The sequence below is a fragment of the Burkholderia puraquae genome (genome assembly GCF_002099195.1).
In the GTDB taxonomy this organism is placed as follows: domain Bacteria; phylum Pseudomonadota; class Gammaproteobacteria; order Burkholderiales; family Burkholderiaceae; genus Burkholderia; species Burkholderia puraquae.
The window spans coordinates 36,981-61,999 of record NZ_NBYX01000028.1 but is presented as its reverse complement, the minus strand read 5'-3'; the positions used below and the strand labels follow the sequence as shown (position 1 = coordinate 61,999).

Below are 25,019 nucleotides of genomic sequence, written 5' to 3'. Positions count from 1 at the left end.
CGGTGCCGTTCGAATCACCGCGTCAGCCGTGCAAGCCGCAACCGCACTCATGGCGGCACGGGCAGTGTGCAGACTACAGGGGTTCCGCGAATCGCGCCGCCCCTGTCCGCTCATCCTTTCGCATCGAACCGGTACAGCGCCGCCGGCGTATCGACCAGCACCTGCCGGCGCCCGGCCTCGTCCGGCAGCAACGACTCCATGTACCGGTACGCGAGCGCATCGTCGACCGCGGCCTCGTATCCGACATGCGGCCAGTCGCTGCCCCACAGCAGCCGCTCCGTGCCGAACGCTTCGCGCACCGCGCGCATCGCCGTCAGGCCGGACGCCTGCCAGCGGTCGGCGCGGTCGTTCCGGTACGCGCCCGACACCTTGACCCACACGCGCCTGCTCGCCGCCGTCGTCAGCAGATAGCGGAAGCCCGGATCGTCGATCCCGAGCCGCGGGTCGGGCCGCCCGAAATGGTCGAGCGAAACGTCGACGCCCGCGTCGAGCAGCGGCGGCATCAGCACCGGCAGGCGCGCGGCCTCCGCATGCAGCTCGACCTGCCAGCCATGCCGCCGCAGCAGCGGCAACAGCGCGCGCCACGCCGCGCCCGCGAAGTCCGGATCGCGTTCGCCGATCAGGTTCAGCCGGATGCCGCGCACGCCGAGCGGCGTCCATGCGGCGACCTGCCCGACATCGCGCGCGGGGTCGATCACGACGATGCCGCGCAGGCGCGCGGGCTGCGCGCGCAGCGCGGCGAGCAGATAGCGGTTGTCGGTGCCGAGAAAGCTCGGCTGGATCAGCACGCCGTTCGACATGCCGTGCCGGTCGAGCATCGCGAGGTACTGGTCGAGCGATGCGTCGTACGCGATCGTGTAGCGATGGCCCGGCACGAGCGGCAGCGATTTCAGGAACACGTGCGCGTGCGCGTCGACGCCGGTGATCGTGCGCCTGCCGGAGCCCGTACCGGCGCATCCGCCGAGCACCTCGGCCATCGCGAGTCCGGCGAGTGCGCGATTGAACGAGCGCCTCGAAATCATGGGTGTCTCCTGTCTTGTTGTTGATGGTGCACGGCCGGCCACGCCGGCTTCGTCGCGGCGTGTCAGCCTACATCGCACGCGCGACGATGAAAATCGGAACGAACGACAGCACCGTCGACAGCGCGACGACGAATGCCATCAGCCGGTGGTTGCCACCGTACTGCGTGGACAGCACGTACGAGTTGCTCGCGCACGGCAGCACCGAATAGAGCAGGATCAGGTTCCCGGACAGCGGCGGCACCGCGAACGCCTTCGTCGCGGTCAGCGCGAGCAGCGGAAACCCGACCAGCCGGATCGCGGTGGTCACGAGCCCCGCGCGCACGAGCGCCGCTTCCTTGCGCGGCAACGGCAGCCGCAGCGCGGCGCCGACGCAGATCAGGCTCAACGGCAACGCGGCGCCACCGAGCACGTCGACGGTCTGGTCCAGCGCGGCGGGCAGCCGCCAGCCGGTCAGGTTCAGCACGATCCCGAACGCACTCGCGACGATCAGCGGATTCGCCGCCACCTTGCCGACGATCCCAACGAATCCACGGCCGCCGGCCTGGCCGTGCTCGAACGACAGCAGCACAAGTGTGTTCGAGATCGCGACCATGTACGCGACGACCACCGCCGCGATCCCGTAGTCCGCATGGTTCAGCAACCCCGACGCGACCGACAGGAAGATGTAGCTGTTGAAGCGGATCGAGCCCTGGACGATCGACGTGAACGACGCATGCGGCACCGCACACAGCCGGCAGCCGAGCACGACGGCGGCCAGCACCGCGAGCGTGAGGCCTGTCAGCAGCAGGATCGTCGACTTCGACGACGCGTCGAGCGGCCCGGCCAGCCCGATCGAATGCACGAGGAACGCGGGAAACAGCACGTAGTGGGTCAGTTTTTCGGCGGACGGCCAGAATGCCGCATCGACCAGCGCGATGCGACGCACCGCAATGCCGATACAGATCAGTGCGAAGGCGGGTGCGACGGCAACCCAGGCGAGTTCGGTATGCATGGCTGAACAGGTTCGGTGAAGGAAGCAACAGGTAAATCGGTGCGCTCGCGAAGCGACGGCTCGGGCGCGGTCGTGTCCGGATCGGGGGCGAACGGCAACCCGACGGCGGCGAGCGCTTCATACGCGAGCGCTGGTGCGAAGCGCACGCCGGAGCCCGACGCGCCCGCCACCGCGCAGCCGTTGCGGCCGATCGGCGTGACCCGCGGATTGCGGTCGGTCGTGTAGCCGTCCACGGCTACACGCGCGGCGAGATGCGCGTCGCGCAGGCCCGGAAAGTGACGCGCGAGCAGCGCGTGCGCCAGTGCGCGCTCGTCGGCGCTCGGCCCGACGCGCGCGCCGGCGGCACATCCCCACGCGTGCGACGTGATGCTCAGCAGCCAGCCGCGCCGCGCGTGCACCGGCGCGAGAAACGCCTGTGCGTCCGGCAGGTAGACGACCGGCGAGTCCGGCGCCGGCGGCAATGCGCGCCCGTCAACGTCGAACGCGACGATCTTCTTCGTGACGATGTCCGGTCGCGCTTCGCCGCGCACGTCGTCGACTGCTTCGCCGTCGACCGCCGGCCACGGGCCGCTCGCGCGGACGAGCCGGTCGGCATGCAGCGTCACGCCGTTGGCCACGAGGGTCCAGCCGCCGGCATTGCGCGACACGTGCGTGACCGGCGCGTCGAAACGTTCGACCGCATGCGGGCCCGTCAGGTAGTGCGCGACCAGCCGCGGCACGTCGACCAGCCACGCACGGCCGGCGCGCCACAGTCGCGCGCCGGCGGGCAACGCGCCGAGCAGCGCGTCGCCGGCACCCGGCGTATCGGCCGGCACCGGCGTCGCGAACAACGGGCCGCCTGCGTCGGATGCGGCCGCAACGAAGGCGAACGGCGCGTCGCGCACGCAGCATCCGGCCCGCGCCCACGCGCCGTAATACGCGTTCGCGACCAGCGATCGCGCACGACGCTCGCCGGTGCCGCAAAACGGCGTGACGACGCCGGCCGACAGCGCGGTGGCGGTCTGCACGACCGGCCGCGCATCGAACACGGCGATGCGCAGCGCACCCGCATGCCGCGCCGCCACGTGCGCGATCGTCGCGCCCGTCACACCCGCGCCGACGATCGCGAGATCAACCCGCATCGGCTTGCCACCAGACGGTGCTGATCACGAGCGGCGTCGCGCCGTCGTTCTGCACCTGGTGCGACCGGTGCGATTCGAAATACAGCACGTCGCCGGCGCGCACGCGCACGGGCTCGCCGTCGTAGGTCAGCCGGCCGCTGCCCTGCGCGATCATCCAGCATTCGCGCACCGCGTGGACGTCCAGCCGCGACGTGCAATTCGGCTCGACCGTGAACAGGCCGCCGCGAAACGGAATCTCGCCGTCGCCGAGCCCGGCGAAGTCGGCCTGGCGCAGCACGACGCCCGGCACATGCGATTCCGGCGGCAACGCGCCGACATGCGGAAACTTACGCGCGCTCATCGTTCACCTCCTCCCCGACCAGGCCCAGTTCCGCGAGAATCGCGTCGCGGTCGCGATCGAGCGCCGGTGCGGCCCGGCGGGTATCCGGATCGGGGCAGCCCGAGATCTTGATCGGCGTCCCCACGAGCCGGTACGGGCCGACATCCGGATCGTCGACGTCGATCAGCATGTTGCGTGCGGCCGTCTGCGGATGGACGACCGCCTGGTCGACGCGGTTGATCGGGCCGGCCGGCAGCCCCGCGCGCGCGAACCGCTCGCACCAGTGCTCGACGCCGTGCGCCGCCAGCAGGCCGTTGAGCGTGCGTTCGAGCTCGGCCTCGTGATCCTTGCGCGCCTCGCCGCCGGCGAAGCGCGGATCGGCCGCGAGCGCCGGCACGCCGAGCGCGTCGCACAGCAGCCCGAACAGCTTGTCGTTGCCGGCCGCGATGATGAGCGGGCCGTCCGCCGCGCGATAAACGCCGAACGGCGGCGCGATCGCCGGCCGATAGCTGCCGACCGGCCCGGTGACTTCACCGGTCGCGAAATAGCGGCCGATGAAATACTCCATCAGCGCGAGCTGACAGTCGAACATGCCGATGTCGACTTTCGAGCCCTGTCCGGTCCGGCCGCGCCGCACGAGCGCCATCAGCAACCCGGTCGTCAGGAACAGGCCGGCCGCGAGGTCGCCGATCGACGGCCCGACCCGCACGGGCATACGCCCGGGCTCGCCGGTCACGCTCATGATCCCGCCGAGCCCCTGGACGATCATGTCGTACGCCCGGTGATCGCGAAACGGCCCCGTATGGCCGAACCCCGACGCGCTGCCGTAGATCAGGCGCGGAAAGCGCGCATGCAGCGTGTCCCAGCCGTAGCCGATGCGCGCCATCGTGCCGGGCCGGAAGTTTTCGGTGACGACGTCCGCCTTCTCGAGCAGCGCATCGAGCACGCGCCGGTCGGCCGGGTCCTTCAGGTCGAGCGCGATGCTCTCCTTGCCGCGATTGAGCGATGCGAAGTACGCCGACTTGTCGCCATACCACGGGCCGTATGCGCGTGCGTCGTCGCCGGTCGACGGGCGCTCGACCTTGATGACGCGCGCACCGTGGTCGGCCAGCAGCATCGTGCAGAACGGGCCGGCCAGCACGCGCGTCAGGTCGACGATCACGAGCCCTTCGAGTGCGCCTTCCATCATGCGACCTCCCGCATGCCGGGCGGCAGCACGGCCGCCAGTTCCCCGGGCGTGACCGGGTCGAAGCTCGCCAGCGGCGTGACGACCGGCGACGACAACCGTGCGAAGTCGCCGGCGTTCGGTTCGCCGCGCAACCCGAGCGCGCGCCACGCGGTCCGCGCGAGCGCCGGCATCAACGGATACGCAAGCAGCGCGAAGCCCTTCGTCCAGCCGTACAGGTCGCCGGCCGCGCGCGCGCCGTCGAAGCGTGCACTCCAGCGCTCGACGACCCGGGCCAGCGCCGTCGGGTCGAACGTCGCAAAATCCATCGCGCGCTGCGCATCGCGCCACGCCGCCTCGGCCGCCCGCGCCGTTTCGTCGGCCGGCGCGCGCGCCGCGAGCGGCCCGCCGATCGCCTCGGCCACCTGCCGCTGTACAGCCGCATACGGCCCGTTGACGAACCGGCAGAACGCATCGCGATCGAAGTCGGTGCGCGCGTCGACCGGATTGGTCGACGCGACGAAGAAGCGCACCGCGTCGGCCGGCACGCGCGTGCGGGCCGCGAGATCCTCGACCCAGATCGCCCAGCGCAGGCTCGTCGAGAACTTGCGCCCTTCCAGCGTATAGAAGTGGTTGATCACGAAGCGGTCGAACGGCTTCGACACGCCGTCGGCCATCGCCATCGCCTGGATCCCGACCAGGTGCGACACGCAGTTGTCGATCCCGAATCCGTTCACGGTGATCACGTCCGAGTCGCGATCGAACGGGTTCGCATGCAGCCCGTGCTTGCGCGCATAGAGATCGCCGACGAAGCGGATCGCGCCGAACAGCAGCCCATGACCGAACAGCGTGCGCGGTTCGCCGTCCAGCACGTACGGCAGCCCCCAGCCGGCATGGCTCGTCACGCGAAAGCGCGCACCGTCGCGTTCGAGATGGCGGCGCGCGATATCGACGAATACCGGTGCGGTCTCGGTGTCCACCAGTTGCGCAACCAGCGCGGCGGGATCCGCGATGTCGAAGAACAGGTTGTCCTGTTCGCGCATCGCAAGCGTCTCGCCCCAGCGCGCCGACGGTTCGCGGACATCCTCCGGCTGGAAATGCGCGCCGCAGTCCTCGCAGAAGAATCCCGAAACGTCGCGCGCGCACTGCGGGCAGCGGCCGAGCAGGAAACTGCCGGTCACGTAGCAGTCGCGCGCGGCCGAATACGGCAGGCGTTCGCGCACCGTCGACACGCGTCGCTGCGCGGCAAGCCGCGCGACGAGCCCGTCGTGCGCGGCGAGGTACGCGTCGTGATGCGCATCGCCGAGCGGATCGACGAACAGGTCGACGTCGATGTTCATGTCGGCGAGATCGTCGACGATGCCCGCGCAGCTCTGCCGCGCGAGCGCCGCCGCTTCGACGCCGGCCTGCCCGGCGCGCAGCGGAATGTAGGAATCGTACGGGTCGCTCGCGCACGCGATGCGCGCGCATTCGCCGCGGCTGCGCAGGTGGCGCGCGAGCATGTCGAGCCGCAGGTACGGGCCCGCGATATGACCCAGGTGCAGGCGCCCGTTCGGCGCCGGCATCGCGGGCACCAGCAGGTAGTGGCGCGGGTCGCGGATCGTGTCGATCGGCATGAGGGTCTCCGGGTCAGTCCAGCGTGACGGTCACGTCGGCCGCGAGCTCGCGCAGCAGCGCCACGATATCGCGGTCGAGTTCGCACTGCGCGATCAGGTACGCGATCTCGTACGCCTTGAACACGTCCTTCGGCAGCGCCATCTGCGCGCCCTTGCCGGCGACGACCTGCAGGAAACGCAGTTCCGGCCGGCGCCACAGTCGCTCGAACCCTTCGACGCGGGCGATGCGGCCGAGCCCGGGCGGCATCACGATGCGCTGGCCCGCGCGCGTCGACACGGTGCCGAACCGGTCGTCGAGCGGGCCGTCGATCGCACCGCGCGCGAGATCGAGCACCGTGCGATACGGCGAAAAGCCCGCGACGCTGTACGGGATCAGGTGCGAGTTGATGAACTCGCCGCCGAGCCGCCCGCCGATCTCGAGAATCTTCGGCCCGTCGCGCGTCACCATCACGTCCGCGTGGAAGCCGCACCAGTCGATGCCGGTTGCCGCGACGCCCGCGCGCACCATGTCGCGAATGGCCGCCTGCGTGCCGGCCGGCAGCAGCGACGGCGTCACGTTCTCGTACTGGATCGGGATCGACCGGTCGAAGGTCTTGTCGATGATCGCGTTGATCGCGACGCGGCCGTGCGCGACGACGCCGGACACCGAGTGCTCACTGCCCGTCAGCCGTTCCTCGAGCAGCGCATGATCGCCGTACAGGCTGAACATCTCGCCCTTTTCCGGCGAGTTGTATGCGCGAAATGCGCGATAGACCTCGGCCGGATCGTCGTGCGCGTCGACCGGAAAGATGCCGCGGCTGCCGGAGTTGCCGGCCGGCTTCAGCAGCGCAGGCGCGCCGATACGCTTCAGCGCGGCAGCGAACTCGGCTTCGCTGCTGACCACCGCGTAACGCGGGTTCGCGTTCGGCACGGCGTCCAGCACGCGGCGGGTCGCGGCCTTGTCGCGCACGTTGAGCGCGGCGTCCGGCGCCGTGCCGCGCAGCCCGAGCCGATGCGACAGCCGGCTCGCGAGCACGACTTCGAGGTCCTTCCACGCGACGACGCCGGACAGCTCGACGCGATGTTCGCGCAGGTAGTCGAGAATGGTCCGCTCGGCGGCGTCGTAATCGCCGAGCCGCGTCGGAATGATGCCGGCGCAGCCGAACGAGCGGAACGCGTCCGGCGTCGGCGTCGCCACATACAGGTCGAGCCCGAGGCTGCGCGCCGCGTCGATTTCGGCGATCCGCTCACCCGGAAGCGCGCGCGTGTCGAGATACAGCATGGCCGGTGCATGGGTCATGGCGGTGTGCTCCTGTCAGTTCACGAATTGTTGGGTGGCAGCGTGCGGCGCGTCGCCGTGCGGCCAGTCGACGAAACCCGGCGGCGTGCCGACTTCATAGATGGATGCGCCCGCGATCGCATTCGCGATCCGGCCGCTGCGCCACGCGGCGAGGCTCAGGTTCGGGTCGGCGATACCGCGCGTCGTGCGCGCGGCGTTCTGGAAGAAAATCCGCGCGGCGCTCGGCCGGTTCCAGCGCACCGCATAGTCGTCGTCGAGCTCCGGCACGCCGTTGCGCGTGTGCATCTCGAAGCGCAGCGATTCCAGCGCACCCGGCATCTGGAATTCGCTGCCCGTCGCGAGCAGCACGACGTCGGCGTGCAGCGGCGCGTGCACGCCGGTACCGTCGTCGACGCTCAGCACGTAGCCGCCGTCCGCGCGATGCAGGTTGGCCATGCTGCGGCCCGGCATCAGCGCGCAATGGCCGGTGCGCCCTTCGATGTGCGTGATCTCGTAGAGCCGCTGGTAGATCGCAGTCAGGAGCGGCAGCGTGACGCCGTCGCTCGCGAGGCGCTGCGTGTCGAGCGCGTCGCGCTTGCGCTCCGGCGACAGCCGCGAGAAATGCTCGTTGTACTGCGGCACGAACCATTCGTTGACGAACGGCGAGTCGTCCATCGGCAGGAAGTTCTCGCGCCGCGTCAGCCATGCGACATGCGCGGGCGCCGCGTCGCCCGTCAGCCCGAGCAGGTGTAGCGCGAGTTCGGCGCCGCTCTGGCCGCCGCCGACGATCGCGACGCGCCGGCCGGCGAGCGCCGGCCGCACGGTGCAGAACTGCGACGAATGCAGCACGTCGGCGCCCAGGTGCGGCCGTGCGCACGCGGGAATGGTCGGGCGCAGCCCGACGCCGACGACGAGGTTCGCGGTGCGCACGACCCCGTGCGAGGTCGTGACGCGCAGCGCGCGCCCGTCCCGCACGACGCTTTCGACTTCGCAGTCGAACCGCAGGTTGTCGAGCGACGCGCATACCCATTGCATGTACTGCTCGAACTCGCGGCGGCGCACGGTCGGAAAGCGCGCGTTCGCGAACGAGTACAGGCGCTCGGTGCGTTGCAGGAACGCGATGAACGAGTAGCGGCTGCACGGATCGGCCAGCGTCACGAGGTCCTTCAGGAAGCTCGTCGTCAACGACGAATCGGCGAGCATCAGCCCCGGATGCCAACGAAACTCGGGCTTGCGCTCGACGAACAGCGAGCGCAGGCCGTCCAGCGGCGCCAGCAGCGCGGCCAGGCTCAGGTTGAACGGGCCGACCCCGATCCCGAGCACGTCGACCTCCTCCCCGGCAAGGGCCCGCGGCTTCGCGCCGTCAAGCGTCTGAATGTCGAAAGTGTTCATCGCGCCTCCCCGGCACCGGTGATCGAATCGTGAAGAACGGCGCTGCCGGCCTCGCCGAGCACGAGCCCGGCGAGCACCGCGCCGCCATGAACGGCCGTGGCGATCCCGCTGCCGCAATAGCCGCCGCACCAGCCCAGCCGCCCGGCCGTGCCGACATGCGGCACGCCGTGCGCCGTGAAGCCGAGCGGCGCGGACCACACACGCTCGACGCTCACGTGCCCGAGCGCCGGGAAATACGTCGCCAGCCGCGCGCGCAAGGCGGCTTCGGCATCCGCGGGCGGCATGTCCGTCGCCAGGCCGAGCCGGCTGCCGAACAGCAGTCGCCCGCGGTCGTCGAGCCGGAAGTAGTCCTTGTCGGCGGACAGCGTGCCGTACACGCGCGGCCGCCGCGAAATGCGGTGTTGCGTCGCGTCGTCGAGCACGCCGGTCGCGAGCAAATGCGTGCCGTACCGTTCGAGCGGCGGGCGTACGTCGGCCGGCAGCAACGGCCACGCATCCTCCGCGCACACCAGCACGGTGCCGGCGGCAAGCGTCGCATCGTCGAGGTCGAGCGCGGCTGCTTCCGGCGCGAGCCGCAGCGCGTTCACGCGGGCGCCGCGCCGGATCCGCACACCGAGCGTCGCGGCCCGCATCCGCATCGCATCTCGCAGCGCGCGCGGCCGGATCAATGCGAAACTCAGGTTCAACAACCCGGCGATCGCGTGCGCCGCGCCGGTTTCCTGCGCGACCGCCTGCGCGTCGAGCCATGCGACACGCGCGTCCGGCTGTGCCGCGTAGTGATCGAACCGGCGTGCCAGTTGCATCGCCGATGCGTCGTCGCACGCGAGCGTGATATGGCCGGGATGCGCCCACCCGCACGCGAGGCTGCGGCTGTCGACGAAGCGCTTCAGATACGCGATCGCCTGCGCCGCCTCGCGCTCGGCGGCCTGCGCCTGCGCGGCCGAACCCGGGCCGCGCGGCAGCGCCGGCGCGACGCTCGCGACCGAACCGAAGTTGAATGCGCTCGGGACGTCGCCGGGCGGATCGGCATCGCAGACGTCGACCGTCGCGCCCTGCTCCGCCAGGTGGATCGCGGCGGACAGCCCCGTATAGCCGCCGCCGACGATCGCGACGTCGGCGGTTCGTTTGCCGGGCGCCATCATGCGTGCTCCGGCTGGTGCTGGCGCGCGTCGACGAAAGCGCGGTACGGCGCGTCGAAGAAGAACGCGGGCTCGCCGTCCGGCGGTTCGAGCTGGTCGAGCCAGCAGGCCGTCGCCGAATACTTCGCGAGGAACGGCCTGCGCAGCCAGCGCGGATCGCGCGCCTGCAGGAAGTTCAGCAGGAAGTAGCGCTGCCCGTGCAGGTCGAGCGTGCCCGCGACCTCGACCTTGCCGGGGCCCGCGCTCATCGACGGGCCGCGCGCGCTGCGCGCGAGCCCCGATACCGATGCGATCGCCGTGTTGTAGATGTCGAGCGCTCGCGCGAGCGGCAGCTCGAAATAGGCGCGCGGCCCCGTATCGCGCTCGACGAACATGTAATACGGCACGATGCCGAGCCGCACCTGCCCGACCCAGTTGCGCCGCCACACGTCGGCGTCGTCGTTGATGTGGCGCAGCACCGGCCCCTGCGAGCGGATCACGACACCGATGCGGCGCAGGTTCGTCACCGCCTGCTCCGCGATCTCCGTCGACAGCTCGCGCCAGTGGTTCAGGTGCGCCATGATCGTCACGTTGCGCCCGGCGTCGACCAGCGTGCGCAGCAGCGCGAGCAGCTCGGGCGTATCCGGATCGCTGACGAACCGGTACGGCCAGTACGTGAGCGCCTTCGTGCCGATCCGGATGTTGCCGACATGCTCGAGCCCCGGCTCCAGCAGCGGCGTCAGGTATTCGCGCAGGCGTGCCGCGCTCATCACCATCGGGTCGCCGCCCGTCATCAGCAGGTCGGTCACTTCGCCGTGCGCGCGCAGATAGGCATGCAGCCGCGCCGCTTCGCTCGACGCGAATTTCAGCGATGCATCGCCGACGAACTGCGGCCAGCGGAAGCAGAACGTGCAATACGCGTGGCAGGTCTGCCCGTGGCTCGGAAAGTACAGCACCGTCTGTGCATACTTGTGCTGGATGCCCGGGCAGGGTTCGCCGTCCAGCTCAGGCTCGTTGAGCCGCTGGTCCGCCGGATGCGGGTTCATCCGCGCGCGCAGGCGCCCGACCAGCGTGTCCAGTTCCGCGTGGCGCGCCGCGTCGCGTGACAGCACGGCCAAGCGCTCGAGATCGTCGGGCGCGAGCATGTCCGGCTGTGGAAACGTCAGCCGGAACAGCGGATCGTCCGGCACACGGGTCCAGTCGATCAACTGCTCGACCACATAGCGGTTGACCTTGAACGGCAGTACCCGTGCAACCAGCCCGATCTCCTCGCGCATCCGCGGCGGCAGCGCCGAGAGCTGCGGAATGTCGTCCAGCTTCGAGCGGTTGTACGCCTTGAACACCGGATGCACCGGTATCGACTGACGCGGCGGCGCGCCGCCCTGCACGCCATCGCGCGCGGATATCCGTTGGCCCTCGGATAGTTCGATCATTGACTCTACTCCATTTTTTTAGATGTACTAATGTATGTCGTGTGTCTTGCTGATCGCCGCCGACGGCCAGGCAGCCCGTCGGCGTCCTGCAGATACTAGAAGCAATTGCCGAGGCGAAGCATTACCGCCGTGTTATTTATCCATAAGCGTTTCGCATGCGGCTGCGCACCAATTCAGCGGGGCGCGGCCGCGCCCACCGCCGGCCGCGCCGCCCGTGGGTGCTTGCCCGGATGGGTTTCCGGCATCCGCCAGTACACGACCAGCGAGACCGCCGCGCAGGCCGCGACGTACCAGAAGAACATCGCCTCGTTGCCGCCCGCCTTCAGCCGCAGCGCAACGAACTCCGTCGTACCGCCGAGGATCGCCGTCGTCAGCGCATAAGGCAGCCCGACCGCCAGCGCGCGGATCTGCGGCGGAAACAGTTCCGCCTTCACCAGCATGTGCACCGAGGTGAACCCGCTCAATACGACGAGCCCCGCGAACACCAGCGCGAACGCGGCGAGCGGCTCGTGCACGTGCCCGAGCGCGGTGAAGATCGGCACGGACAGCAGTGCGCCGCCGAAGCCGAACCACAGCAGCACGGGCCGCCGCCCGACGAGATCCGATACAAGGCCGAACAGCGGCTGCAGCGGCATGTACAGCAGCAGCGCGAGCGTGCAGATCCAGGTCGCCGTTTCCTTGTGCAGGCCGACGGAGTTGACGAGGTATTTCTGCATGTAGACCGTGTATGTGTAGAACGCGACGGTGCCGCCGATCGTGATGCCGATCGCGAGCAGCAGTTCGCGCCAGTGGGCCGCGAGATCGGCCGACACGCGCGTCTTCGCCGCACGCGCGCGGCTGGCGAGGAACGCGTTGCTCTCCACGACGTTGCGTCGCATGTACAGCGCGAACAGCGCGAGCACGCCGCCGACGAAGAACGGGATCCGCCAGCCCCAGCGCTCGATGTCGTGCGTGCCGGCGAAGATCTGCTGCATCGCCAGCATCAGGCCGAGCGCGACGAGCTGGCCCGCGACCACGCTCACTTGCAGGAAGCCGACGTAGAAGCCGCGCCGGTTCGGCGGCGCGATCTCGCTCAGGTAGGTCGCGCTGGTGCCGTATTCACCGCCCATGCTGAGGCCCTGCAATAGGCGCGCGACGACGAGCAGCACCGGCGCGAGCACGCCGATCGTCGCGTAGCCGGGCGTGACGGCGATCAGCATCGATCCCGCGCACATCGCGAGCACCGATTTCGTCAGCGCGGCCTTGCGCCCGTGCCGGTCCGCGTACAGGCCGACGAGCCAGCTGCCCGCCGGGCGCGCGACATAGCCGACTGCCGCGATCGCCGCGGTGTTCATCAGTTGCACGGTCGGCCGGTCGGCGGGAAAAAACGACGGCGCGAAATAGATCGAGAAGATGCTGTACGCGAGAAAGTCGTACCACTCGATCAGGTTGCCGGCCAGTCCGCCGACGATCGAGCCGATACGCGGCGGCGCGTCGGCCGCCCCGGTGGGGGAAGTTGCCAAGGTTGTCTCCTGTTCGTTCTGTATCGGGCGGCCGGCATGCGGCCGCCCGTGCCGCATGCCGGCGTTACGGCTGGGCAGCCGCGTAGCGCGCGTCGAGCGCGTCGAAGCGCGCCTTGTCGACGAGCCGCTGCCGTTCCGCGAACGGCGCGACGCGCGCCGGGTCCTCGTCGAGCCGGCCCGTGTCGCGCAGCGTCGTCAGCGCCGCCTGCATCCCGCGCACCGCGCCCTGCAGCGCGGCGTTCGCATACAGCACCACGCCATAGCCGAGGCGCGCCAGTTCGTCGCGCGAGCGGGTCGGCGTCTTGCCGCCGATCACGATGTTGATGAGCTGCGGCGTATCGAACAGCGCGGGCAACCGCTCGACGTCCTCCGGCGACTCCATCGCCTCGATGAACAGCACGTCGGCGCCGGCCGCCGCATAGCGATGCGCGCGCTCGATCGCGTCGTCGATGCCGTGCACGGCCGCCGCATCGGTGCGGGCGACGATCAGCAGGTTCGGGTCGACGCGCGCGTCGACGGCCGCCTTCAGCTTGCCGACCATTTCCGCGGCCGGGATCACTTCCTTGCCCGCGAAGTGGCCGCACTTCTTCGGCAATACCTGGTCCTCGAGCTGGATCGCGTCCGCGCCGCTGCGCTCGAGCGTGCGCACCGTATGCAGCACGTTCAGCGCGTTGCCGAAACCCGTATCGGCATCGACCATCAGCGGCAGGTCGACGGCGTCGCGCACGCGCGCCGTGTGCTCGGCCAGTTCGCCAAGCCCGACGAAGCCGAGATCCGGCAAGCCGAGCGACATGTTGGTGACGCCGGCGCCGCTCAGGTACAGCGCGCCGAAGCCGAGATCGGCGGCGATCCGCGCGCTCAGCGCGTTGAACGTGCCGGCGACGAGCAGCCCCTCGCGGGCGGCGATGCTGCGCCGGAACGCGGCGCGACGAAGGGTGGTGTGATCAGTCATGCAGGGCCTCATTGGTCGAAACGGAACAGGGTTCGCGGCGAGTCGCGCAGCACACGCGTGCGCTCGCCGGGATCGGGCAGCCAGCGTTCGAGCGCCGCGCAGGTCGCGCCGAAATCGACACGCTCGCGATGCTGCGTATGCGGCCAGTCGCTGCCCCACACGAGCCGCTCGGCCGTGAACGCGGCGCGCAGCGCCTGCGCGGCGCCGAGCGCCGCGTCGGTGCCGTCGCCGGCCAGGCTGTTGCGATAGGCGGCCGACAGCTTGACCCATACGCGCCCGGTGTCGGCGAACGACAGCAGGTCGCGGAAGCCGGGGTCGCGCTCGCCGAGCGTCGGCGACGGGCGGCCGAAATGGTCGATCACGAGCGTGCACGACTGCGCGAGCAGGCTCGCGGCGATCGCATGCAGGTCGGCCGCATCGCGATGGATCTCGACATGCCAGCCGAGCGCATTGATGCGCGCGAACAGTGCGCGCCATGCCCGCGTGCCGAAGTCCGGAATCGGCAGGCCGACCAAGTTGAGCCGCATGCCCACGACGCCCGCGCGGTTCAGCGCGGCGAGCGCATCGTCGTCGATCCCCGGATCGACGACCGCGACGCCGCGAAAGCGGCTCGGGTAGCGCCGCATCACGTCGACGAAGAACGCGTTGTCGGTGCCGAGAAAGCTCGGCTGCACCAGCACCGCATGCGTGATGCCGTGCGCGGCGAGATGCGCGACGTACGCGTCGAGCGACGCGTCGTAGTCAGGCGCATGGCGCACGACCGGCGCGAGCGGCAGGCCGCGCGCAAACACGTGCGCATGCGCGTCGACCGCCGCGACGGCGGCCGCCGACGCGTACCACGCGGTGACGTTCGGCGCCGATGAAACCGGCTCGACCGGCGGATTCACTGCTCGATCCATGACGACTGCCTGCAAGATGTGCCCGGCCCGCATGACGGGTGACGGGCGGCTGGATGAACGAAAGACTGAAACTACAGCGATGCGCGGGCCTGCACGTCGCCGTCGGCGCCGGGCCCGGCCACCGCGTCGGGCAGGCGGCGCCCGCGCGTTTCCGGCAGGAACCACACCGCAATCACGACCAACCCGTAGGCGATGCCCGCATCGATGCCGAGCGCCGTGCCGAGCGGCATCGATGTGCCCATGTGCCCGACCAGCACCGGGAAGCCCGCCGACGCGATGCGGCCGAAGTTGTAGCAGAAGCCGACGCCGCGCCCGCGCACGTTCTGCGGATACAGTTCGTTGAACAGCGTGCCGAGCGTCGCCGGAATGCCGGCCGAAAACAGGCCGAGCGGGAACCCCAGCAACAGCATCGCGATGTCGTTCAGCGGCAGGAACACGTACAGGTTCACCATCACGGCGCAACACGCGGCGAACAGCATCACGTTGCGGCGCCGGCCGATCCGGTCCTGCAGATAGGCGCTGACGAAGCAGCCGCAGATGAACGCGACGATCACGACCGACAGATACGCGCCCGTGCCGAGCACCGACAGGTGCCGCTCGGTCTTCAGGTAGGTCGGCAACCAGATCGTGATCGCGTGATAGCCGCCGTGCGCGCCGACGCCGATCAGGCCGCCGACGACCGTCGCGCGCAGCACCGAGCGGTCGAAGATGCCGACCGTCGGCGCATCGTCCGCGTGCGCCGGCGCCCGTGCCGGTTGCGCGCGCGGCGGCTCGGGAATCGCGCGGCGGATATACAGCACCAGCAGCGCGGGCAGCGCGCCGATCGCAAACAGCGCGCGCCACGCCCATTCGGCCGGCAACCACGCGAACACGGCCATGTACAGCAGCACCGCCGCGCCCCAGCCGAATCCCCATGCGCTCTGCACGACGCCCATCGCCTTGCCGCGATGGCGCGCGCCGACCGTCTCGGCGAGCAGCACCGCGCCCGCGGTCCATTCGCCGCCGAAGCCGAGGCCCTGCAGCGCCTTCAGCACCAGCAGCTGTTCGAAGTTCTGCGCGAACGCACTCAGGAACGTGAATGCGGAGAACCAGCACACGGTGATCTGCAGCGCGCGCACGCGCCCGTAGCGATCCGCGATCACGCCGGCCAGCAGGCCGCCGAGCGCGCCCGACACGAGCGTTGCGCCGCCGATCAGGCCGGCCTGCCCCTTGCCGATGCTCCAGGTCGCGAGCAGCGCCGGAATCACGAGGCTGAACATCTGGGTATCGAGGCCGTCGAGCGCCCAGCCGGCAAAGCAGCCGCGCAACGTGCGCCGTTCGGTCGTCGATAGTTCACGCGTCCAGTTCAACAGAGGTCTCCTCGTGTCGTCGCCGTGCGCCGCGTCGTCGCGCCGCTTACCGGAGGCACCGCCCGTATCGGCGACGCTTCGTGAGCATCCTATGAATCATTTGGATAATTCGCTACCATGTTTCGAATAATTATTCATAACACACGCTTATGGAAATCAGGCACGTCCGCTACTTCCTCGCGATCGCGGATTCCGGCAGCTTCACGCGCGCCGCCAGCGAGCTCGGCATTGCGCAGCCGGCGCTCAGCCAGGCGCTGAACCGGATGGAGAAGGAACTGGGGGTTCGGCTGTTCGACCGGTCACGGCGCGGCGCGACGCTCACGCCGGCCGGGCTCGCGATGGTCGACGACCTGCGCCTGAGCGTCGCGCGGCTCGACGCGGCCGCGCACCGGGCGGGCGAGATCGGCGCGCAGCGCGCCGGGCGCCTGACGATCGGCTTCGTCAGCGCCGCGCTGTTCGACACGCTCCCACGCGCGATCCGTGCGTTGCGCGAGAGCGCGCCCGACGTGGAGCTCGTGATGAGCGAGATGAGCAATGCCGAGCAGGCGATCGCGCTCGAGCGCGGCGAGATCGATATCGGGCTGCTGCACACGCCGGTCGCGGTCAACGGCAGGATGCGCGAGAAGCTGATCCGGCGCGATCCGCTCGTCGCGGTGCTGCCGAAGGATTTCCCGCGCCAGCCCGACGGCACCGTCACGCTGGCCGAGCTCGCCGCGGCCGGCCTCGTGTGGTTTCCGCACGATCAGCTGCCGCTGATCCGCGCGGGCATCCTGAGCGCGTTCCGCCAGGCCGGGCATGCGGTGGACATCGTGCTCGACGTGAACCGCACGCTGACCGTGGTCGCGTGCGTCGCCGCCGGATGCGGCGTGTCGCTGCTGCCGCGCTCGATCCACGCGTTCGCATTCGACGGCGTCACTTACAGCCCGATCAGCGACGGCGCCGCACTGCCGCATTTCGAACTGAGCGCGATCTGGCCGGCCCGGTCGCGCCCGACACTCGCCGACCGCTTCGCCGCGCTGTTGCCGTCGGCCGACACGCGCGCGTGAGCGGCAGGCGCCGCATGCGGCACGGCGTCGCCCGGAAACAGGCCGCACCGGTCGCGCACCGCTTCGCTCCCGGTACGGGTCGTGTTGCGTCGTCCGCAGGGCCCTTCGTCGATGGATGAAAGCGCGCGCGTCATGCGAGCGTCACGGTCGCCTGCATGGTCAGCCAGCCGTCGCGATCCTTCGCCCACAGCTCGATCGTCTGGCCGTCATCCGAAGGCTTGCCGCACAGCGTGAACGGCTCCCCGTCGAATGTCGGGCGCACTGCGCGAAACGCGAAGCTCGCGAGCGTCGCAGCGGGCCGTTCGCGGTGCACGAGATCGACCAGCAGCGTCGCGATCAACGGACCGTGCACGACGAGCCCCGGATAGCCTTCCTCCTGCGTCACGTAGCTGCGGTCGTAATGGATGCGGTGGCCGTTGAAGGTCAGCGCCGAATAGCGGAACAGCATCACGGCGTCGGCCGTGACCGTGCGCGACCACGTCTCGCCTGCCGGCGCCGCGATCGGCTTCGGCGCGGGTGCGCCCGGCTGCGGCGCATCGCGATAGACGATGTCGTGCTCCTCCTCGACGCACAGCGCGTCATCGCACTCGATCCGGTGCTGCACCGTCACGAATACGAGCCGGCCGCTGCGGCCCGTCTTGTCCTCGAGGTTCGCAACCGTCGATTCGCGCGTCGCGCGCCGCCCCGTGCGCAGCGGCGCATGGAACGTCAGGCGGCCGCCGGCCCACATGCGGCGCGGCAGCGGCACGGGCGGCAGGAAGCCGCCGCGCTTCGGGTGGCCATCGGGGCCGACTTCGGCCAGCGGCGCGACGGGCAGGAAATAGAGCCAATGCCACAGCGGCGGCACGACGTTGCCGGGCGGCGGGCGGTCGAGCGTGGCGGCCAGCGCGTTCAGCGGGAACGCGGTGATGTCGTCGCCGAGCGTTTCGGTCTTGCCGAGCCACGCGTCGAGCGACGCCGGGGCGAGGGGCTGCGAGGATGGGGTGGACACGTGCGCAATCTCCAGGATGCAGGCAACGGCCTCAATATGCACGCAGTGCGCCGTTTCGCGAAGCCGGATTTCCCGAACCCCGGCTTCGCATCTGCCTGACCTGCCGAGCTGCCCTGCCGGACGACTTTCATCTGACCATTCGATCGCGACCGGCGCGCGCACGGCCGGGCCGACAACCTTACAGCTTGACCATCCCCGGCACGCCGCCTAAATTGCGTCAGACGGGCCGGCCGCGCGGCGTGCGACAAGTCATCCGGGTGACAAAAACGATAGTTTGCTATCGAATGTTTTTGCCCCTATCATTTCGCCCATGACCAATCTGCACGACCTCCGCCTCGCCGTCAGCAGCCTGCTCGTGCTGTCCGCGCGCAAGTGGCGCCGCACCAGTGACGGCGTCCTGAACGCGTACAACGTGTCCGAGGCCTGCGCGACGCCGCTGCTGATCGCCGGGCGCCTCGGCGAAGGCGTGCGGCAGGGCACGCTCGCCGAACACGTCGGCATCGAAGGGCCGTCGCTCGTGCGCCTGCTCGACCAGCTGTGCGCGGCCGGCCTCGCACGCCGCGACGAGGATCCGCACGACCGCCGCGCGAAAACGATCTCGCTGACGGCCGCCGGCCGCGCGGTCACTGCGAAGATGGAAGAAGACCTGCGCGTGCTGCGTGCGCAGGTGCTCAAGCGTGTCACGCGCGCCGATCTCGAAGCGACGCTGCGCGTGCTCGACGCCTTCAACACATCCGACTCGCACACACCCGCCGCGCGCGCGCCCCGCTCCGGCGACGCCACGTCATGACCTACCCGAGCCTTCGCGACTGGCTGTTCTCGGGCAAGACGTTCGCCGCGTCGATGCTGGCGCTGTACCTCGGCCTGTATTTCCAGTTGCCGCGCCCGTACTGGGCAATGGCGAGCGTCTACATCGTGTCGAACCCGTTCGTCGGCGCGACGCGCTCGAAGGCGCTGTATCGCGCGCTCGGCACCGCGCTCGGCGCAGCCGCCGCGATCTTCTTCGTGCCGCCGTTCGTCGAGACGCCGCTGCTGTTCGCGATCATCGTCGCCACCTGGTGCGGCACGCTGCTCTACCTCGCGATCTCCGACCGCACCGCGCGCAGCTACGTGTTCATGCTCGCCGGCTATACGATGCCGCTGGTCGCGCTGCCGACCGTGACCGATCCGTCCACCGTGTTCGATGTCGCGATCGCACGGACCGAGGAGATCGTGCTCGGCATCGTGTGCGCGAGCGTGGTCGGCAGCGCGATCTTCCCGAACCGGCTCGCGCCGACGCTGATCGAGCGCACCGACGCGTGGTTCAAGGACGCCGCGTTCTATGGCCGCGAGACGCTGTCCGGGCACCTCGCCGGCAAGGCGCTGTCCGCGTGCCGGCAACGTCTCGCGGCGACCATCACGGGCCTCGAGTTCCTGCTGAGCCAGTTGAGCTACGACCATGCGCATCCGCGCATCCTCGCGCGCGCACAGGCGCTCGCGGGCCGCATGCAGCTGTTCCTGCCGCTGATGTCGTCGCTCGCCGATCCGTTGATCGCGCTGATGCGCGACCTGCACGTGCGTCCGCCCGCGCTCGACGCGCTGCTGGCCGACGCCGCGAAGTGGTTCGACGCGCCGCTGCCGGCCGTGAAGACCGGCACCGACGGCGACATGGCCCACGATCCGGTCGCCGACAACCTGCGTGAACGGATCGCCGCGCTGCAGCCGGCCGACAGCACGCTGGCGAGCTGGGACGGCGCGCTGCTGTCGAACGCGCTGTGGCGGCTGCGCCAGGTCATCGACATCTGGCAGGACTGCCGCTCGCTACGCGCGCTGATCGCAAACGAAGCGGGCGTCTGGCAGCCGCGCTACCGGCACTGGCGGCTCGGCGGCACAGAACGCTTCTTCGATCGCGGGATGATGCTGTTCTCGACGCTGACCGTCGTGCTCGCGATCGTGTTCGCGAGTTGGCTGTGGATTTCGTCCGGCTGGCACGACGGTGCGGCCGCCGTCACGCTCGTGGCCGTTTCGTGCAGCTTCTTCGCCGCGCTCGACGAGCCGGCGCCGCTGGTGTTCAAGTTCTTCCTCGCGACGACCGCAAGCGTCGTGTTCGCGGGCCTGTACCTGTTCGTCGTGCTGCCGCACGTGCACGATTTTGCGATGCTCGTCGTGATGTTCGCGGGCCCGTTCATCCTGATCGGCACGCTGCTGCCGCGCCCGCAGTTCAACATGGTGACGATGCTCGTCGCCGTGAACACGGCTACCTTCATCAGCATCCAGGGCGCGTACGACGCCGATTTCTTCGTGTTCCTGAACAGTAATCTCGCCGGTGTCGCCGGGCTGCTGTTCGCTTATGTATGGACGCGCGCAACACGGCCGTTCGGCGCGGAACTCGCGGTGCGGCGCCTGCTGCGCTCGGGCTGGGAAGACGTCGCGCGCTCCGCATCGACGCAGCCGCTCGACGACCAGCGCAACCACGCGTCGCGGATGCTCGACCGCGTCACGCAGCTGCTGCCGCGCCTCGGCGCGTCCGACGACCACCGTCATCCGTCGATCGAAAGCTTCCGCGACCTGCGCATCGCGCTCAATGCGCTCGACCTGCGCCGCTCGCGCCGCCGGCTGTCGGGCGACGTGCCCGACGCGATCGACCGCGTGCTGGCCGGCGTCACGGACCACTACGAACGCTGCGCGGCCGCGAACGCGCGCCAGCCGGCGCCGCCCGCGCTGCTCGCGACGATCGACGACGCGCTGCACCGCGTCGCCGGCCGCAACCTGCAGGGCGCCACGCAGGCGGAAAACGGCACGGCGCCCGCTGCGCCGGCCACGCCCGCCACGCATCGCCGGCTGCGCGATACGCTGCACGCGCTCGTCGGCCTGCGCCTGTCGCTGTATCCGGCCGCGGCGGGGCAGCCGCCGCAGGCGCCGGACGGAGCACGCGCATGATCCCGCTTTCCCATCCGACTTTCCGACCCCGACCATGATCGGCGAAATCGACATCTTCGGCGTATTCGTGCCGGCCCCGCTCGTGCTGATGCTGATCGCCTACCTGATCAACATCGTCGTGCGCGCGGTGCTCGAGCGCGTCGGCTTCTACCGCCTCGTCTGGCACCGTTCGATTTTCGACCTCGGCATCTACGTGTTCGTGTTTGCCGCCGTCGTGATCGTTTCCCACCATCTCGTGGCTACCTAACGTGAAAAAAACCTGGCTCTCGGCAGGGCAAATCCTGCTCACCCTGATCGTCGTTGCCGTGGCTGCCGTCGTGCTGTGGCGCATCGTCAACTACTACATGTTCTCGCCGTGGACCCGCGACGGTCACGTGCGCGCCGACGTGATCCAGGTCGCGCCGGACGTGGCGGGCCTCATCACGTCGGTGCAGGTCGCCGACAACCAGGAGGTCAAGCGCGGCCAGGTACTGTTCGTGATCGACCAGGCCCGCTACACGCTCGCGGAACGGCTCGCCGAAGCCACGCTTGCGCAGCGTCGCGCGACGCTCGCCCAGGCGAAGCGCGAATACGCCCGCAACCTGCAGCTCGGCAACCTGGTCGCGAGCGAACAGGTCGAGGAAAGCCGCACGCGCGTCGAACAGGGCGAAGCCGCCGTCGCCGATGCGCAGGTGTCGCTCGACACCGCGAAGCTGAACCTGCAGCGCACGACGATCGTCAGTCCCGTAGACGGCTACCTGAACGACCGCGCACCGCGCGTCGGCGAATACGTGCCGGCCGGCCGCGCGGTGCTGTCGGTCGTCGACCGCAATTCGTTCCGCGTCGACGGCTACTTCGAGGAAACCAAGCTGCGCGGCATCCATATCGGCCAGCCGGTCGACATCATCGTGATGGGCGAGCCGCATGCGCTGCGCGGCCACGTGCAGAGCATCGTCGCCGCGATCGAGGATCGCGACCGCACGCAGGGCGCGAACCTGCTGCCGAACGTGAACCCGGCATTCAGCTGGGTGCGGCTCGCACAGCGCGTACCGGTGCGGGTCGTGCTCGACGAGGTGCCCGACGATTTCCGGATGATCGCGGGCCGCACCGCGACCGTCTCGATGCGCGAAGCCGACACGCGCCGCAACGACAACGCAAAGCCGGCGGCCGGCGCGAGCGCTGCGTCGATCGTCACGCCGGCATCGACGGCTTCCTCCACGGCCGCCAGCGCAGCAGGAGCATCGCGATGAAGCCGCACGGTCTGCGCCTAGCCGCAACGCTCGCGCCGCTTGCGCTCGCACTCGGCGCGTGCAAGTCCGTCGGCCCCGATTACACGCTGCCGCAGCAGGCGTACGTGAATGCGCCGCTCGCGAACCATGCGCTCGACGACGCGAACGGCACGCTCGTGTCGCGCGATGCCGTGCCCGGCAACTGGTGGCAGCTCTACGACGACCCCGTGCTCAACGGGCTCGTGCGCGATGCACTGAAGTCGAACACCGACCTGCGCGTCGCCGCGGCCAACCTCGCGCGCTCGCGCGCGGCGCTGGAAGTCGCGAGCCAGCAGGGCGGCTTCTCGGGCGGCGCGGAAGCCACCGTGCAGCGCGCACAGGAATCGGCCGAGCAATACCTGCTCGAAAACAAGCTGCCCGTCGTCAACGAAGGGATGGTCGGCATCAACGTGTCGTACGAGATCGACCTGTTCGGCAAGCTGCGGCGCGGCGTCGAAGCCGCGCGCGCGGACAGCGAGGCCGTCAGGGCCGCCGGCGACCTGGCGCGCATCACGGTCGTCGCCGACGTCGTGCGCGCATACGTCGAATCGTGTTCGGCCGGCGACGAGCTGGCCGTCGCGAAGCAGTCGCTCGCGCTGCAGCAGCAGCGCGTGAAGCTGTCGCAGCGGCTGCGCGATGCCGGGCGCGGCAACCAGACCGACGTGACACGCGGCGTGACGCAGGTGCGCACCCTCGCCGCCGATATCCCGCGCTTCGAAGGCCGCCGCAAGGTCGCGCAATACCAGCTCGCCGCGCTGCTCGCGCGCTCGCCGGCCGACCTGCCGAAAGCCGTCACCGAATGCGAGCGCCTGCCGAAGCTGCGCCAGCCGATTCCGATCGGCGACGGCGCTGCGCTGCTGCGCCGCCGCCCCGACGTGCGTGCAGCCGAACGGCAGCTCGCCGCCGCGACCGCCCGCATCGGCGTGGCGACCGCCGCGCTGTACCCGTCGGTCAGCATCGGCGCGTCGGCCGGCTCGGTCGGTGTCGCCGCCGACCTGTTCTCGTCCACGACGAATCGCTGGTCGTTCGGCCCGCTGATCAGCTGGTCATTCCCCGTCAACGGCCAGCGTGCGCGCGTGCGCGAAGCCGAAGCCGCAACGGGCGGCGCGCTCGCGCACTTCGACGGCGTCGTACTGAACGCGCTGCGCGAAACGCAGTCGAGCCTCGCGACCTATGCGGCCGACGTGCAGCGCACGGAAGCGCTGCGCACGGCCTATGAATCGGCACGCAACTCCGCCGACGAAACGCATCGCCTCTATCTGGCCGGCCGCGAGTCGTTCATCTCCGATCTCGACGCGACGCGCACGCTGACGAGCGTGCAGGCGCAGGTGGCGGCCGCCGAAGGCCAGGTCGCGGCCGACCAGGTGCGGCTCTTTCTCGCGCTCGGCGGCGGGTGGGATGACGATACGGCACCCGACGCATCGAAGCAGACGTCGAAGCCGGCGCCGGCAAGCGGTGCGTCGGCAGCCTCGGCCGTCGTCACCGCCGCCGGGTAACCCGCCGACCAAGACCTAGAAGCGCGTCTGCACCCCGACACGCGCCAGCAGCTGATTCGGGCCGCTGGCGGTGCCGTTCGGGTCGACGATGCCGCTGACGAGTGCCTGCGCGTTGGCGTTCGCGCGCTGGTACACGGCCACCGCGTACACGGTGGTCCGCTTGGAAAGAAAATAGTCCACCGACGCGCTCAGCTGGTGCGCGTGGTTGTTCTCGAGGTACGCGTTGCCCTTCATGTACAGGTAGCTCGCACCGAGCTGCAGCGCGGGCGTGACGAGGAACGTCGCCCCCAGTTCGCCCTGCGCAATCGCACCGCCGTTCGCCCCGTTTCGCACGGTCGTGACGAGCGCATTCATCGCAAGGCGGCCGAAATCGTAGCGCGCGCCGACGCCCCAGTTGCGGATGCCGACTTGCGGCCCGCCCGGCTGCAGATACTTGACTTCGATGAACGCGGCGGCGGCACCGAACGCGCCGTGATCGTAGTTCAGGCCGGCACTGACGCTGTTTCCGCTTCCCATCGATCCGGGCACACCGCCGAACCCGTACATCGCGCCCATCCGGAAGCCGTAGAGGGACGGCGACTGATACTTGACCGAGTTCGCCACCGTCTGGCCGGACATCCGGTCCCAGTCGAACTGGGCCGCGTAAGGCGGGTTGTACGGAAGCGCGATTTTCTGGAAAGGGCCCGCGCGAAAACCGTACAGGCCGCCGACTGCAAACGCCGCATCGGTGCGGCCGAAGAACAGCGAGTCGATCATGAAGTCGTACTGGTTGCCGAACTTGATCGACCCGAACCGGTCGTCGGTCAACCCGACCCAGGCGTTGCGCCCGAACAGGCCTTTGCCGGGCGGCTGGATCGCCCCCGTTCCGACCGCGATCTGGCTGACGAGATCGAAGACCGCGTGCGTGCCGCCACCGAGATCCTCGTCCCCCCGGATACCCAGCAGATTGGGTGCCATGATGCCGTCGTCGAACTTCAGGTTGCCGTGCCCGCCCGAATTGCCGATGTAGGTGATGCCCGCATCCAGAAAACCATACAGCGCGACGCTGCTACCCGTTCGCGCCTGTGCGTCGTGCATGCATGCCGAAGCGCCCAGCGCGATTCCCAGCCAGACCATACTTTTCATTGCTCGTCTCCATTGACCTGATTTCCAGTTTATTTAGTTATATTGATTATTATTTTCG

Annotated in this window: 22 protein-coding genes; 6 read left to right on the top strand and 16 right to left on the bottom strand. The window is 69.7% G+C overall.

Annotated features, from left to right (window positions below; all coding sequences use genetic code 11):
• Nucleotides 1-110: 110 nt before the first annotated feature.
• From B7G54_RS33525 to B7G54_RS33460, 14 genes are all read right to left on the bottom strand, one after another.
• Nucleotides 111-1,022 (bottom strand): amidohydrolase family protein, encoded by a 912-nt coding sequence (locus B7G54_RS33525; RefSeq protein WP_085043007.1) that lies wholly within the window; start codon nucleotides 1,020-1,022, stop codon nucleotides 111-113.
• 67 nt (nucleotides 1,023-1,089) lie between these two features.
• Nucleotides 1,090-2,013 (bottom strand): AEC family transporter, encoded by a 924-nt coding sequence (locus B7G54_RS33520; protein ID WP_085043006.1) that lies wholly within the window; start codon nucleotides 2,011-2,013, stop codon nucleotides 1,090-1,092.
• Nucleotides 1,965-3,134, bottom strand: a complete 1,170-nt coding sequence (locus B7G54_RS33515) for an NAD(P)/FAD-dependent oxidoreductase (RefSeq protein WP_085043005.1) — start codon at nucleotides 3,132-3,134, stop codon at nucleotides 1,965-1,967. Before B7G54_RS33515 ends, B7G54_RS33520 begins: the two co-directional genes overlap by 49 nt.
• Nucleotides 3,124-3,474 carry a cupin domain-containing protein gene (locus tag B7G54_RS33510; RefSeq protein WP_085043004.1) on the bottom strand — a complete coding sequence of 117 codons (351 nt, stop codon included), beginning with the start codon at nucleotides 3,472-3,474 and terminating at the stop codon, nucleotides 3,124-3,126. Before B7G54_RS33510 ends, B7G54_RS33515 begins: the two co-directional genes overlap by 11 nt.
• On the bottom strand, nucleotides 3,461-4,642 hold the full coding sequence (locus B7G54_RS33505; RefSeq protein ID WP_085043003.1) for a CaiB/BaiF CoA transferase family protein: 1,182 nt from the start codon (nucleotides 4,640-4,642) through the stop codon (nucleotides 3,461-3,463). Before B7G54_RS33505 ends, B7G54_RS33510 begins: the two co-directional genes overlap by 14 nt.
• Nucleotides 4,639-6,234, bottom strand: a complete 1,596-nt coding sequence (locus B7G54_RS33500) for a methionine--tRNA ligase (RefSeq protein ID WP_085043002.1) — start codon at nucleotides 6,232-6,234, stop codon at nucleotides 4,639-4,641. The genes B7G54_RS33505 and B7G54_RS33500 overlap by 4 nt, the downstream gene beginning before the upstream one ends.
• A 13-nt stretch (nucleotides 6,235-6,247) precedes the next feature.
• On the bottom strand, nucleotides 6,248-7,513 hold the full coding sequence (locus B7G54_RS33495) for an ATP-grasp domain-containing protein (RefSeq protein WP_085043001.1): 1,266 nt from the start codon (nucleotides 7,511-7,513) through the stop codon (nucleotides 6,248-6,250).
• 15 nt (nucleotides 7,514-7,528) lie between these two features.
• The gene (locus B7G54_RS33490) at nucleotides 7,529-8,884 is read right to left on the bottom strand and encodes a lysine N(6)-hydroxylase/L-ornithine N(5)-oxygenase family protein (RefSeq protein ID WP_085043000.1); all 1,356 of its coding nucleotides are present in this window, start codon (nucleotides 8,882-8,884) and stop codon (nucleotides 7,529-7,531) included.
• Nucleotides 8,881-10,026 (bottom strand): NAD(P)/FAD-dependent oxidoreductase, encoded by a 1,146-nt coding sequence (locus B7G54_RS33485; protein WP_085042999.1) that lies wholly within the window; start codon nucleotides 10,024-10,026, stop codon nucleotides 8,881-8,883. The genes B7G54_RS33490 and B7G54_RS33485 overlap by 4 nt, the downstream gene beginning before the upstream one ends.
• Nucleotides 10,023-11,435, bottom strand: a complete 1,413-nt coding sequence (locus B7G54_RS33480) for a KamA family radical SAM protein (protein ID WP_106409053.1) — start codon at nucleotides 11,433-11,435, stop codon at nucleotides 10,023-10,025. Before B7G54_RS33480 ends, B7G54_RS33485 begins: the two co-directional genes overlap by 4 nt.
• Nucleotides 11,436-11,608: 173 nt before the next feature.
• Nucleotides 11,609-12,994, bottom strand: coding sequence for an MFS transporter (locus B7G54_RS33475; RefSeq protein ID WP_425266533.1), 1,386 nt, complete (start codon nucleotides 12,992-12,994; stop codon nucleotides 11,609-11,611).
• 7 nt (nucleotides 12,995-13,001) lie between these two features.
• Nucleotides 13,002-13,889, bottom strand: a complete 888-nt coding sequence (locus B7G54_RS33470) for an isocitrate lyase/PEP mutase family protein (protein WP_085042997.1) — start codon at nucleotides 13,887-13,889, stop codon at nucleotides 13,002-13,004.
• 8 nt (nucleotides 13,890-13,897) lie between these two features.
• A complete protein-coding gene (locus tag B7G54_RS33465) occupies nucleotides 13,898-14,788 on the bottom strand; it encodes an amidohydrolase family protein (protein ID WP_085043026.1) in 891 nt (296 codons plus the stop codon).
• Nucleotides 14,789-14,859: 71 nt separating this feature from the next.
• On the bottom strand, nucleotides 14,860-16,137 hold the full coding sequence (locus B7G54_RS33460) for an MFS transporter (RefSeq protein ID WP_085042996.1): 1,278 nt from the start codon (nucleotides 16,135-16,137) through the stop codon (nucleotides 14,860-14,862).
• A 149-nt stretch (nucleotides 16,138-16,286) separates the two neighbouring features.
• Here B7G54_RS33460 and B7G54_RS33455 point away from each other — a divergent pair, with 149 nt between their 5' ends.
• Entirely contained in the window at nucleotides 16,287-17,183 is an 897-nt protein-coding gene (locus B7G54_RS33455; RefSeq protein ID WP_085042995.1) for a LysR family transcriptional regulator, read from the top strand.
• Nucleotides 17,184-17,313: 130 nt separating this feature from the next.
• Here the strand turns inward: B7G54_RS33455 and B7G54_RS33450 are convergent, their stop codons facing one another.
• Nucleotides 17,314-18,174 (bottom strand): HTD2 family dehydratase, encoded by an 861-nt coding sequence (locus tag B7G54_RS33450; protein WP_085042994.1) that lies wholly within the window; start codon nucleotides 18,172-18,174, stop codon nucleotides 17,314-17,316.
• 310 nt (nucleotides 18,175-18,484) lie between these two features.
• Between B7G54_RS33450 and B7G54_RS33445 the strand changes: the two genes are divergently transcribed.
• Genes B7G54_RS33445 through B7G54_RS33425 form a run of 5 tightly spaced genes read left to right on the top strand, consistent with a single transcriptional unit; the run spans nucleotide 18,485 to nucleotide 23,836 of the window.
• Complete coding sequence (locus B7G54_RS33445; protein WP_085042993.1) at nucleotides 18,485-18,964, top strand: MarR family winged helix-turn-helix transcriptional regulator; 480 nt, start codon at nucleotides 18,485-18,487, stop codon at nucleotides 18,962-18,964.
• A complete protein-coding gene (locus tag B7G54_RS33440) occupies nucleotides 18,961-21,093 on the top strand; it encodes an FUSC family protein (RefSeq protein ID WP_085042992.1) in 2,133 nt (710 codons plus the stop codon). The genes B7G54_RS33445 and B7G54_RS33440 overlap by 4 nt, the downstream gene beginning before the upstream one ends.
• A gap of 34 nt (nucleotides 21,094-21,127) precedes the next feature.
• Nucleotides 21,128-21,340 carry a DUF1656 domain-containing protein gene (locus B7G54_RS33435; RefSeq protein ID WP_011350409.1) on the top strand — a complete coding sequence of 71 codons (213 nt, stop codon included), beginning with the start codon at nucleotides 21,128-21,130 and terminating at the stop codon, nucleotides 21,338-21,340.
• 1 nt (nucleotide 21,341) lies between these two features.
• Nucleotides 21,342-22,322 (top strand): efflux RND transporter periplasmic adaptor subunit, encoded by a 981-nt coding sequence (locus B7G54_RS33430; protein ID WP_085042991.1) that lies wholly within the window; start codon nucleotides 21,342-21,344, stop codon nucleotides 22,320-22,322.
• Nucleotides 22,319-23,836 (top strand): efflux transporter outer membrane subunit, encoded by a 1,518-nt coding sequence (locus tag B7G54_RS33425; protein WP_085042990.1) that lies wholly within the window; start codon nucleotides 22,319-22,321, stop codon nucleotides 23,834-23,836. The genes B7G54_RS33430 and B7G54_RS33425 overlap by 4 nt, the downstream gene beginning before the upstream one ends.
• Before the next feature lie 15 nt (nucleotides 23,837-23,851).
• Here B7G54_RS33425 and B7G54_RS33420 read toward each other — a convergent pair whose 3' ends face one another.
• The gene (locus tag B7G54_RS33420; RefSeq protein ID WP_244289461.1) at nucleotides 23,852-24,961 is read right to left on the bottom strand and encodes a porin; all 1,110 of its coding nucleotides are present in this window, start codon (nucleotides 24,959-24,961) and stop codon (nucleotides 23,852-23,854) included.
• Nucleotides 24,962-25,019: the final 58 nt, after the last annotated feature.

Excerpts from the sequence above, each read along its gene's own strand:
- B7G54_RS33525 (WP_085043007.1), bottom strand. The coding sequence starts at position 1,022 with ATGATTTCGAGGCGCTCGTTCAATCGCGCACTCGCCGGACTCGCGATG.
- B7G54_RS33520 (WP_085043006.1), bottom strand. The coding sequence starts at position 2,013 with ATGCATACCGAACTCGCCTGGGTTGCCGTCGCACCCGCCTTCGCACTG.
- B7G54_RS33515 (WP_085043005.1), bottom strand. The coding sequence starts at position 3,134 with ATGCGGGTTGATCTCGCGATCGTCGGCGCGGGTGTGACGGGCGCGACG.
- B7G54_RS33510 (WP_085043004.1), bottom strand. The coding sequence starts at position 3,474 with ATGAGCGCGCGTAAGTTTCCGCATGTCGGCGCGTTGCCGCCGGAATCG.
- B7G54_RS33505 (WP_085043003.1), bottom strand. The coding sequence starts at position 4,642 with ATGATGGAAGGCGCACTCGAAGGGCTCGTGATCGTCGACCTGACGCGC.
- B7G54_RS33500 (WP_085043002.1), bottom strand. The coding sequence starts at position 6,234 with ATGCCGATCGACACGATCCGCGACCCGCGCCACTACCTGCTGGTGCCC.
- B7G54_RS33495 (WP_085043001.1), bottom strand. The coding sequence starts at position 7,513 with ATGACCCATGCACCGGCCATGCTGTATCTCGACACGCGCGCGCTTCCG.
- B7G54_RS33490 (WP_085043000.1), bottom strand. The coding sequence starts at position 8,884 with ATGAACACTTTCGACATTCAGACGCTTGACGGCGCGAAGCCGCGGGCC.
- B7G54_RS33485 (WP_085042999.1), bottom strand. The coding sequence starts at position 10,026 with ATGATGGCGCCCGGCAAACGAACCGCCGACGTCGCGATCGTCGGCGGC.
- B7G54_RS33480 (WP_106409053.1), bottom strand. The coding sequence starts at position 11,435 with ATGATCGAACTATCCGAGGGCCAACGGATATCCGCGCGCGATGGCGTG.
- B7G54_RS33475 (WP_425266533.1), bottom strand. The coding sequence starts at position 12,994 with ATGCGGCACGGGCGGCCGCATGCCGGCCGCCCGATACAGAACGAACAG.
- B7G54_RS33470 (WP_085042997.1), bottom strand. The coding sequence starts at position 13,889 with ATGACTGATCACACCACCCTTCGTCGCGCCGCGTTCCGGCGCAGCATC.
- B7G54_RS33465 (WP_085043026.1), bottom strand. The coding sequence starts at position 14,788 with ATGGATCGAGCAGTGAATCCGCCGGTCGAGCCGGTTTCATCGGCGCCG.
- B7G54_RS33455 (WP_085042995.1), top strand. The coding sequence starts at position 16,287 with ATGGAAATCAGGCACGTCCGCTACTTCCTCGCGATCGCGGATTCCGGC.
- B7G54_RS33445 (WP_085042993.1), top strand. The coding sequence starts at position 18,485 with ATGACCAATCTGCACGACCTCCGCCTCGCCGTCAGCAGCCTGCTCGTG.
- B7G54_RS33440 (WP_085042992.1), top strand. The coding sequence starts at position 18,961 with ATGACCTACCCGAGCCTTCGCGACTGGCTGTTCTCGGGCAAGACGTTC.
- B7G54_RS33435 (WP_011350409.1), top strand. The coding sequence starts at position 21,128 with ATGATCGGCGAAATCGACATCTTCGGCGTATTCGTGCCGGCCCCGCTC.
- B7G54_RS33425 (WP_085042990.1), top strand. The coding sequence starts at position 22,319 with ATGAAGCCGCACGGTCTGCGCCTAGCCGCAACGCTCGCGCCGCTTGCG.
- B7G54_RS33420 (WP_244289461.1), bottom strand. The coding sequence starts at position 24,961 with ATGAAAAGTATGGTCTGGCTGGGAATCGCGCTGGGCGCTTCGGCATGC.